Raw genomic sequence first — 3082 nt, 5'->3', positions numbered from 1 at the left:
CATGGTGGCCGAGACGCGTTGGGCGGCAATGGTTATTCGGTGATCCTCGACGCGGCGCTGCTGTTCGGCGACGACCCGTACCGGTATCCGAAACACCTGCCCAAGGTCAACGCCACCGGCGGGCCGGGCGGAAAGCCGAGCTGTGGCTCGCTGCCCGACCCCAGCGCCAACTTCCCGGTGCGGGCGCTGGTCACCGATACCGGCTGGGGGGCGGCGCCGAACGAGATCCGCACCAACGTGGCCGCGGGTAATCCCTGGTGGGCCAACTGGTTCCCGACCACCAAGAACCCTCCGGAAGGGCCTCGCTACTTCTGGCGCGGGGGGCAGCCGCCGCCATGAGAAGGAAACTATCCAGCATCATCCTGCGGGTCGGCAGCTTCACGGCGATCTGCTTGCTGTTCACCTTTGCGCTGGTCGCGGTGTTCGGGCAGTTGCGGTTCGAGGACCGCACCGGCTACCGCGCCATCTTCACCAACATCTCCGGCCTCAAGTCGGGCAACTTCGTGCGGATCGCCGGGGTGGAAGTCGGCAAGGTCGGCGACCTGAGCCTGCACCGTGACGGCACCGTCACCGTCGACTTCGAGGTGGACAAGGGCGTTCGGCTCAGCGAGGGCACCAAGGCCGTCGTGCGTTACGAAAACCTGATCGGTGACCGCTATCTCGCGCTCGAGGAGGGTCCGGGGCCACCACGCCGGCTGCCGCCGGAGGCGACCATCCCGCTGGCCCGGACGTCGCCCGCGCTCGACATCGACGCGTTGATCGGCGGTTTCCGTCCGTTGTTCCGCGCCCTGGACCCCGATCAGGTCAACGCCCTGTCCGGTCAACTGCTGCGAATCTTTCAGGGGCAGGGCGGGACGCTGGCGTCGGTGCTGTCACAAACCTCGATACTGACCTCCACCCTGGCGGGGCGCAGCGAGCTGATCGGCCAGCTGATCACCAACCTGAACACGGTGCTGCACACCTTCGCCACCCGCGATCGCGAGTTTTCCGACGGCGTGGACAAGCTGGCCCAGCTGGTGGACGGGCTGGCCCAGCGCAGGAACGACATCTCCACCGGCCTCGCCTACATCAATGCGGCCGCGGGTTCGATCACCGATCTGCTCGCCCAGTCCCGCCAGCCGATCAAAGACGTTGTCCACGAGACGGATCGCGTGTCGGGGCAGGTGCTTTCCGACAAGGAATACGTCGACAAACTGCTCAAGGATCTCCCGGACATCTACCAGGTGCTCGCCCGGCAGGGCCTCAACGGTGACTACTTCGGTTTCTACTTCTGCGAGGTATTGCTCAAGCTGAACGGTAAGGGGGGCAACCCGATCTTCGTCAAGCTGTTGGGCCAGCCCAGCGGGCGGTGCACGCCGCAATGAGGCTGAAAATTCCCAAGGTCAAATCCGGCGACCAGCGAAACCCTTTCGTGCTGGGCGTGATGGGAACCGTCATCCTGGCATGCGTGACCATCGTCGCCTTCCAGTACAACAAGCTGCCGTTCATCAAGAACACCGACGACTATGCGGCCTACTTCTCCGAGGCCGGCGGCATCAAACCCGGTAACACTGTGCGCGTTTCGGGCATGGGCGTGGGCCGGGTCTCCGACCTTCGCCTGGAGGGCGCCAAGGTCCGGGTGGGTTTCACCGTGCACAAGGGCGTCGAATTGGGCGACCGCACCGAGGCGGCGATCAAGACCGAAACCATACTGGGCGCCAAGATGCTCGAGCTGACGCCGCGCGGCGCCGGGAAGTTGTCGGGCACCATTCCGTTGGAGCGCACCACCTCGCCGTATGAGCTGCCCGACGCCCTTGGCGATCTGACGACAACCATCAGCGGCCTGGACACCGCCCAATTGTCCACGGCGCTGAGCACATTGGCGAACACCCTCAAGGCGACACCGGCCAACCTCAGGCCCGCTTTGGAGGGCGTCGCGCGGTTCTCCGACACCCTCAACGGTCGCGACGCGCAGCTACGCAGCCTGCTGGGCAACGCCAACAAGGTGTCGACGGTGCTGGGCAAGCGCAGCCAGCAGATCGCCGGACTGGTGGCGAATTCCAACGCGCTGCTGGCGGCCCTGCTGGATGAACGAGATTCGCTGGACGCGTTGATGAACAACCTGACCGCGGTGTCGCATCAGATCTCGGGGCTGGTCAACGACAACAGGACCCAACTCAAACCCGCCCTGGACAAGCTCAACGGCGTACTGGAGATCCTGGACAACCGCAAGGAAGACATCCAGAAGACGCTGCCCAAGTTCAAACGCTATGCGATGTCCTTTGGCGAATGCCTGGGTTCGGGACCGTTTTTCAAGGCCTACGTCGCCAACCTGGTGCCCGGCCAGATCGGCGGCCCGGTGCTCGACGCGGACATGTACGACCGATTCCTGGACCCCAACCAGAAGCTGCCGTCGGAGGTGGTGGACCCGCCCACCGGCACCCCGCCGGTGCCGCCGGAGAACGCGCCGGTGCCGCTGTGGTCGCAGCCACCGTCGCCCCCGCCGTCCACCCCGCCCATCCGCACTATTCCGCCGCCGAGTCGATGAACTCGCCGACGGAGTTGACCCCGCCCGGGCTGGTGGGCTGCAGGGCGTCGGTGAGTTTCTCCAGCTGCTTGCGGAAGTCATCCCATTCGACGGGAACCGCGGTGCGGCTCAGGGGAATCGAGGCGCCGGCGCTCAGCTTGGGGCCGCCGGAGTACGCCGGGACGAGCTGGACAGCCCGCGACGTCACCAGCGATGGCGACAGGATCGCGGCGCGAGCATCCGCGGGGATCGAATACTGCTTGTCGACCGAGAACGTCACCTTGGAACTGCCGGGCTGGGGCTCGATCTTATCGACCACGCCGACGGCGACGCCGAGGATGCGAATCTCGTCGCCCACGAACAGACCGTTGGCCTCGGTGAAATACGCCGAGTACGTATTCTTTTCGACGTCTTTCCACAGCTTGTTGCCGACCACGAACGACGCCACGACCAGCGTCAGGATCAGGGTGGCGGCGGTCGCCTTCTGTAGGGTGCCCCGACTGATGTTCATGGCGAATCGAAATCGTGGGGCGAGGGCGGCGGAATAGTGCGGATGGGCGGGGTGGACGGCGGGGG

The 3082-nt window shown here is 65.5% G+C and carries 3 protein-coding genes and 1 pseudogene; 3 read left to right on the top strand and 1 reads right to left on the bottom strand.

Annotation, left to right across the window (positions count from 1 at the left end):
• The 3 genes from A5646_RS09285 to A5646_RS09275 form a co-directional block, all read left to right on the top strand.
• Positions 1-339: MCE family protein (locus A5646_RS09285; protein ID WP_197505155.1), on the top strand; the 339-nt coding region annotated here is incomplete at its 5' end.
• Positions 336-1364: an MCE family protein gene (locus tag A5646_RS09280; protein WP_067021346.1), complete on the top strand. Its 1029-nt coding sequence runs from the start codon at positions 336-338 to the stop codon at positions 1362-1364. The genes A5646_RS09285 and A5646_RS09280, both read left to right, overlap by 4 nt.
• Positions 1361-2527, top strand: a complete 1167-nt coding sequence (locus A5646_RS09275) for an MCE family protein (RefSeq protein WP_156765562.1) — start codon at positions 1361-1363, stop codon at positions 2525-2527. The genes A5646_RS09280 and A5646_RS09275 overlap by 4 nt, the downstream gene beginning before the upstream one ends.
• Here A5646_RS09275 and A5646_RS09270 read toward each other — a convergent pair.
• Positions 2508-3017 (bottom strand): annotated as a pseudogene (locus tag A5646_RS09270) (MlaD family protein); the annotation flags it as partial. The gene A5646_RS09275 and the pseudogene A5646_RS09270 overlap by 20 nt on opposite strands.
• Between the last annotated feature and the right edge of the window lie 65 nt (positions 3018-3082).

This window comes from Mycobacterium sp. 1245499.0, from assembly GCF_001673615.1.
Lineage (GTDB): Bacteria > Actinomycetota > Actinomycetes > Mycobacteriales > Mycobacteriaceae > Mycobacterium > Mycobacterium europaeum_A.
The sequence above is the reverse complement of the archived record's forward strand: the minus strand, read 5'-3'. Positions and strand labels throughout refer to the sequence as shown.